Raw genomic sequence first — 7,794 nt, 5'->3', positions numbered from 1 at the left:
GATCTCCCAGGACACCCAGCCCTGGACCCGGGACCACGCGGTGCTGGGGACCGTTCTCGTGCCGGGGACGGCGCTGGTCGACATGGCCCTGACCGCGGGGCGCGAACTCGGCTGCGCCGCACTGGACGACCTCGTCCTTGAGGCGCCGCTCGTCCTGACCGACACCGACGGCGTCCGGGTCCAGCTCACCGTCGGTCCGGCCGACGCCGACGGTCGCCGCGAACTGGCGATCTACAGTCGCGCCGAGGGGGGCGAGGACGAGGCCCCGGAGACGGTCTGTCACGGACGCGGCCGGCTGGTCGCCGACGCGGAGCCCGCCGAGCCGTTCCCGGCGCAGTGGCCGCCCGCGGGCGCGGAGTCCGTGGCCGTGGGTACCTTCTACGAGCGGCTGGCGGACATCGGCCTCGACTACGGCCCCCTGTTCCAGGGCGTCCGGGCGGCCTGGCGCCGGGGCGACGAGGTCTACACCGAGGTCGCGCTGCCCGACGACACCTCGGCCGGAGGGTTCGGTGTGCACCCGGCGCTGCTCGACGCCGCGCTGCACGGCGCGCTGCTGTCCAAGACGGCCGACTCCTCGGTGGAGCTGCCGTTCTCCTGGTCGGGCGTGCGTACCGGACAGTCCGGGGCCACCGCGGCCCGGGTGCGCATCAGGCCCACCGGCTCCGCCCTGAAGATCGAGGTCTCGGACGACACCGGGGTGCTGATCGCGGCGGTGGACGCGCTGGGGCTGCGCCCGCTCGACCCCGCACGGCTCGACGGCACGCGGGACGCGAAAAACGCGCTGTTCCAGGTGGACTGGACCGAGGTCACCGTCCCGCGGCCGGAGCCCGCGCGGGTGGTGCGGCTCGGCGTCGAGCACCCGGACGTGGGCGCGCTGGGACGTGCCCTGTCCGAGGGGGAGCAGCGGCCGGACCTGGTCGTCGCCGAGGTCGGCGCGTCCCGTTCCGCCTGCGCCGACGTGCTGGCTCTGGTGCAGCGGTGGCTGTCCGAGGAGAGGCTCGAGGAGTCCCGGCTGGTCATCGTGACCCGGGGCGGCGTCGCCGTGGGCGACGAGGCGCCCGACACGGCGCAGTCCCCGGTGTGGGGCATGGTGCGCAGCGCGCAGTCGGAGCACCCGGGCCGCTTCGTCCTGGTGGACCTGGACGAGGGTGATGCCCCCGGCTGGGACGCGCTTGCCGCCCTGGACGAGCCGCAGTTCGCCGTGCGGGAGGGCCGGGTGCTCGTGCCCCGGCTGAACCGCGTCGCCGGCGGTACGCCCGACGGGGCGTGGCGGCTGGGCATCAAGCGGAAAGGCTCGCTGGAGGACCTGGCCGTCATGCCCTCCGAGGGCAGCCGTCCGCTGGGCGTCGGCGAGGTGCGGATCGCGGTGCGGGCCGCCGGCCTGAACTTCCGCGACGTGCTGATCGCGCTCGGCATGTACCCGGGTGACGCGCCGCTGGGCAGCGAGGCCGCGGGTGTGGTGCTCGAAGTGGGCTCCGGAGTGACGGACCTGGAGCCGGGCGACCGGGTCTTCGGCCTGGTCACCGACGCGTTCGGCCCGGTGGCCATCGCCGACCGCCGGACTGTCGTGCCGATGCCCGAGTGCCTCGGCTTCTCCGAGGCCGCGGCGGTGCCGGTGGTCTATCTGACCGCCTACTACGGACTGGTCGACCTCGCGGGGCTCCGCTCGGGGCAGCGGCTGCTGGTGCACGCCGCCGCCGGTGGCGTCGGCATGGCGGCCGTCCAGCTGGCCCGTCACTTCGGCGCGGAGGTGTTCGCCACCGCGAGCCCGGCCAAGTGGGACGCGGTACGCGCCCTGGGCGTCGCCGGGGAGCGCATCGCGTCCTCGCGCGACCTGGACTTCCGGCAGACGTTCATGGACGCGACCGACGGCTCCGGAATGGACGTGGTGCTGAACGCGCTCGCCCACGAGTTCGTCGACGCCTCCCTGGAACTGCTGCCGCGGGGCGGCCGGTTCATCGAGATGGGCAAGACCGACATCCGCGACCCGGAGGCCGTGGCGAGCACGCACCCTGGTGTCGGGTACCGGTCCTACGACCTCATCGAGGCGGGCCCGGAACGGATCCAGGAGATGCTGACCGAGATCACGGGCCTGTTCGAGCGTGGGGTGCTTCAGCCGTCCCCGATCCGGACCTGGGACGTGCGTCGCGGTCGGGAGGCGTTCCGCTTCCTGCGCGAGGGCCGCAACGTCGGCAAGGTCGTGCTCACCGTTCCGGCGCCGCTGGACCAGGACGGCACGGTCCTGATCACGGGCGGTACCGGCGGTCTGGGCGCGCTGTTCGCACGGCACCTGGTCGAGCGGCATGGCGCGCGCCGGCTGCTGCTGGTCAGCCGTCGGGGCGCGGCGGCCGACGGGGTGGCGGAGCTGGTCGCCGACCTCGAGGCGCGTGGCGCCGACGTACGGGTCGCGGCCTGCGACGTCGCCGACCGGGAGCAGGTGGCCGGTCTGCTCGCCTCGCTGGACCGGCCGCTGACCGCGGTCGTCCACTCCGCGGGCGTGCTCGACGACGGGGTGATCGAGTCCCTGACGCCGGAACAGTTCGACCGGGTGATGCGGCCCAAGTTCCTCGCGGCGTGGAACCTGCACGAGCTGACCGCCGGGATGGACCTGTCGGCGTTCGTCATGTTCTCCTCGGCCGCGGCGCAGCTGGGCAACCCCGGGCAGGCGAACTACGCGGCTGCGAACGCCGCCGTCGACGCGCTCGCCCACGTCCGCCGGGCCGCCGGGCTGCCCGCCACCTCGCTGGCCTGGGGCCTGTGGGCCGACTCCACCGGCATGACCGGGGAGCTGGGCGAGGCCGACCTCGCCCGGATGCAGCGGACCGGCATCGGTGCGCTCTCCGCCGAACTCGGCCTGGAACTCTTCGACGAGAGCCTCGGCTCGGACGCGACCCTCCTGGTGCCCATACGGCTGGACTTGGCGGCGCTGCGCGTCCAGGCCCGGGACGGCATGCTTCCCACCCTGCTGCGCGGCTTGGTCCGCGCGCCCGCCCGGCGGGCGGAGTCGGTGAGCCGGTCGCTGTCGCAACAGCTCGTGGGAGTCTCCGAGTCGGACCGCGAGCAGATCGTCCTGGAGCTGGTGCAGGCGCAGGTCGCGGCCGTCCGCGGCAACGCGTCCGGCGCCGAGATCGAGCCCGAGCGGGCCTTCAAGGAGCTGGGGTTCGACTCGCTGGCCGCGGTGGAGCTGCGCAACCGGCTCAGCCGGACCACCGGCCTGCGGCTGCCCGCCACCCTCGTCTTCGACCATCCCACCCCCATGGAGGTCTCGCTGCTGCTCCTCAAGGAGGTCGGGGGTGTGGAGGCCGAGGAGCAGCGCCCGCCGTTCGACGACGAACTGCGCGGGCTGGAGGAGCTGTTGATCAGGGTGGCCGACGACGAACACGGGCTGGCCCAGATCGAGCCCCGCCTGCGCTACCTGAGCAACCGGCTGCGGGCCGTGCTCAGCGGCGTCGGCGGTGGGGCGTCCGGCATGGACGTGGAATCGGACGGTGACCTGGACCCGGTTTCCGACGACGAGATGTTTGATCTGATCGACAAGGAGCTCGGGTCGGCATGAGCACGAACACAGACGAGCAGAAGCTCCGCAGCTACCTCAAGAAGGTCACCACGGAGCTGCGTACGGCCAACCGCCGGGTGCGGGAGCTGGAGGACCGCAACAGCGAGCCGCTGGCGATCGTCGGCATGAGCTGCCGGTACCCCGGCGCGTCCTCGCCGGACGAGCTGTGGGAGCTGGTGGCTTCGGGGAAGGACGCGATGACCTCCTTCCCGACCGATCGCGGTTGGGACCTGGAGCGGCTGCACGGCACCGACCCGGAACAGCCGGGCACGGTGTCCACCCGCACCGGCGGGTTCGTCGACGGGATCGGAGACTTCGACGCGGAGTTCTTCGGGATCAGCCCGCGCGAGGCGCTGGCGATCGACCCCATGCAGCGGCTGGCGCTGGAGGGCGCCTGGGAGGCGTTCGAGAACGCGGGCATCGACCCGACGTCGCTGCGCGGCAGCGACACCGGCGTCTTCTGCGGGGCGGTCACCTCGGACTACGGCGGTTCGGGGGTGCCCGAACTGGAGGGCTTCCGCCTCAGCGGAACACAGAGCAGCGTGATCTCCGGCCGGATCGCCTACAACCTGGGCCTTGAAGGCCCCGCGGTCACCGTCGACACGGCCTGTTCCTCCTCGCTCGTGGCGATCCATCTGGCCGCGCAGGCGCTGCGGTCCGGGGAGTGCTCGCTGGCCCTGGTGGGCGGCGTGACGGTGATCGCCGGCCCGTTCCTGTTCATCGAGTTCAGCCGGCAACGGGGCCTGGCCCCCGACGGCCGGTGCAAGGCGTACTCCGCCGCCGCGGACGGTACCGGGTTCGCGGACGGCGTCGGTCTGCTCGTCGTCGAGCGCCTCTCCGACGCCCGCCGCAAGGGGCACCGTGTGCTCGCGGTCGTGCGGGGCAGCGCGACCAACCAGGACGGCGCGAGCAACGGGCTGACGGCGCCGAACGGGCCGTCGCAGGAGCGCGTGATCCGGGCGGCACTGGCCAACGCGGGCCTGAGCCCGGCCGAGATCGACGCGGTCGAGGGCCACGGCACGGGCACCACGCTGGGCGACCCCATCGAGGCGCGGGCGCTGCTCGCGACCTACGGAAGTGAGCGGATCGACGATCCGCTCTTCCTCGGGTCGATCAAGTCGAACATCGGTCACACGTCGGCCGCGGCCGGTGTGGCCGGCGTGATCAAGATGGTGCAGGCCATGCTCCACGGCGAACTGCCGCCGACCCTGCACGTGGACGAGCCCTCTCCGCACGTCGACTGGGCCTCGGGCCAGGTCGAGCTGCTGACCGGGAAGCGCGAGTGGGCCGCGCGTGCCGGGCGGTTGCGCCGGGCCGGCGTCTCGTCGTTCGGCATCAGCGGCACCAACGCGCACGTGATCCTGGAAGAGGCGCCCTCCGCGGAGGCCGAGCCCATCGAAGAGACGCGGGAGACGCGGCCGCCCGCAGCCGTCCCGGTGCTGGTGTCCGCGCGTGGCGGGGCCGCGCTGCGGGCGCAGGCGGAGCGGCTGCGGTCGCATCTGGCCGCCCACCCGGACCTGTCCCCGGCGGACGTCGGGTACGCGGCGGCGACGACCCGGGCACTGCTCGACGAGCGGGCCGTGGTCGCGGCCCCGGACCGGGACACGCTGTTGTCCGGTCTGGCGGCCCTCGCCGCCGGCGAACCCGGCCACCGGGCTCTCGGGGGCAAGACCGCGTTCCTGTTCACCGGCCAGGGCTCGCAGCGCCCGGGGATGGGCCTGGAACTCGCCCAGGAGTTCCCGCGGTTCTCGGAAGCGCTGGACGAGGTGTGCGCGGAGCTGGACCCGCTGCTGGGCCGCTCGGTCCGGGAGCTGCTGGCCGCGCGGGACGGCAGCCTGGACTCGACGGAGTTCACGCAGGCCGCCCTGTTCGCGGTCGAGGTGGCGCTGTTCCGGCTGGTCGAATTCCTCGGGCTGCGCCCCGACTACCTGATCGGTCACTCGGTGGGCGAACTGGCCGCGGCCCACGTCTCCGGGGTGCTGTCGCTGCGCGACGCATGCGCACTGGTGGTGGCGCGCGGCCGGTTGATGGGTGCGCTCCCGGCCGGTGGCGCGATGGTGGCCGTGCAGGCCGACGAGGCCGAGGTGACCGCGTCCCTCGGCGAGTTCCAGGGGCGGTTGGAGATCGCCGCCGTCAACGGCCCGCGCGCCGTCGTGGTGTCCGGCGACGCGGAAGCCGCCGAGGAGTGGCTGCCGCGGTGGGAGGGGCGCAAGACCTCCCGGCTGCGGGTGTCGCACGCCTTCCACTCGCCTCGCATGGAGCCCATGCTGACCGAGTTCGAGGCGGTGGCCCGGGGTCTTCACTTCGCGGAACCCACCATCCCGATCGTCTCCAACGTGACAGGCCGTCCGGTGTCGGCCGAGCTGACCGACCCCGGCTACTGGGTGCGGCATGTGCGGCAGGCCGTGCGGTTCGCCGACGGTGTGACCACGCTGTGGGACCTGGGCGTGCGCCGTTTCCTGGAGCTGGGGCCGGACGCGGTGCTGACCGCGATGGCGCGCCAGTGCCTCGAGGAGCGGCTGACGGAGGGCGTGGACGCGGCGCTGCTGCCCGCGCTGCGCGCCAAGCAGGCGGAGACCACGGTCTTCGCCGGTTTCCTCGGCCGGGTGTACACCGCCGGCGCGACGGTGGACTGGTCGGCGTTCTACCGGAACAGCGGCGCCCGGACGGTGCCGCTGCCGACGTACGCGTTCCAGCGCGAGCGGTACTGGCTGGCCCCCGACACCGGGCGCGCGGACCCTGGCGCGGCCGGACTGGGCGCGGTCGGGCACCCGATCCTGGCCGGTGCGGCACAGGTGGGCGACCGGGACGAGTGGCTGTTCACCGGCCGGCTGTCCACCGACACCCAGCCGTGGGCCGCCGAGCACCTGCTGCTGGGCACGATCGTGGTGCCCGGCACCGGGCTGGTCGAGCTGGCGCTCGCCGCCGGGCAGCGCGCCGGGGCCCCGGTGCTGGACGAACTCGTGCTGGAGGCACCCCTGATCCTGGAGGACGGGCTCACCGTCCAGGTCCAGGTCACCGTCGCGGAGGCGGCCGAGGACGGCCACCGCGAGGTCGCGATCTACACCCGCCCGGAGTCCGGCGGGGAGACCGTCTGCCATGCGCGCGGGGTGCTCGCCCCGGACCGGGCTCCGGAGGAGGACTGGCCCGCCCAGTGGCCGCCCGCGGATGCCGAACCCGTGGACGTCGACGAGCTGTACGGCAAGCTGGCCCAGATCGGCTACGACTACGGCCCCGTCTTCCAGGGAGTGCGCTCGGCCTGGCGGGACGGCGACACGTCCTACGCCGAGGTCGAACTGCCCGAGAACGGCGAGGCCGCCGGGTTCGGCATCCACCCCGCGCTGTTCGACGCCGCGCTGCAGAGCGGCGTCACCCTCGTGACCGACGGCGAACGCGGTGCGCACCGGATGCCGTTCAGCTGGACCGGTGTGCGGCTCGACCGTCCCGGCGCCACACGGCTGCGTGTCCGCTCGATCGCGACCGGAGACACCGCGATCCGGCTGGACGCGGTGGACGAGACAGGTGCTCCGGTCGTGTCGATCGGTTCCCTCACCGTCCGCGCGGTCGAGCAGGCCCGCATCGACGGTGCCCGGCGCGGTTCCCGCAACCCGCTGTACGAACTGGACTGGGTGCCGGTCACCCCCGACGGGACCGCCGCGGTGCGGGTCGTCGTCCTCGGGGAGGACGGCCCCGCCGACCTGGCAGCCCTGGAGAGCGCAGTGGCCGAGGGGGTGACCGAGGCACCCGACGTCGTCGTGGCGCCCGTCGAAACCCCGGCCGGCGACCCGGGCGAGGCCGCGCGCGAACTCGTGCGAGACGTCCTCGCACTGCTGCGCCACTGGCTGGCCGCACCGCACCTGGGTCAGGCCCGGCTGGTCGTGGCCACCCGCGGCGCGGTCGCGGTGGGGGACGAGACGCCCGACATCGCGCAGGCGTCGGTGCACGGCCTGCTGCGCAGCGCCCAGTCCGAGCACCCGGGACGGTTCGCGCTGGTCGATCTCGGACGCGAGGGCGGGCTGCCCGACTGGGGTGCGGTGCTCGGTGTGGATGAGCCGCAACTCGCTGTGCGTGAGGGTCGTTTGCTGGCTCCGCGTCTGGGCCGTGCCACGGTCGGCAGCGCGCCCGCGGTGGAGCTGGACGGCACTGTTCTGATCACCGGTGGTACGGGTGGTCTGGGTGCGGTGTTCGCGCGTCATCTGGTGGAGCGGCGTGGTGTGACGCGTCTGGTGCTGGTCAGT

The 7,794-nt window shown here is 73.7% G+C and carries 2 protein-coding genes; both read left to right on the top strand.

Annotation, left to right across the window (positions count from 1 at the left end; translation table 11 throughout):
* A partial coding sequence (locus JK363_RS40765) for an SDR family NAD(P)-dependent oxidoreductase (RefSeq protein ID WP_201883381.1) occupies positions 1-3,556 on the top strand: 3,556 nt, incomplete at its 5' end.
* A partial coding sequence (locus tag JK363_RS40760) for a type I polyketide synthase (RefSeq protein ID WP_201883380.1) occupies positions 3,553-7,794 on the top strand: 4,242 nt, incomplete at its 3' end. The genes JK363_RS40765 and JK363_RS40760, both read left to right, overlap by 4 nt.

It is taken from the genome of Streptomyces coffeae (assembly GCF_016741875.1).
GTDB classification, from domain to species: Bacteria; Actinomycetota; Actinomycetes; order Streptomycetales; family Streptomycetaceae; genus Streptomyces; species Streptomyces coffeae.
Note: the sequence above shows the minus strand (reverse complement) of the source record. Positions and strands in the feature narration are given on the sequence as shown.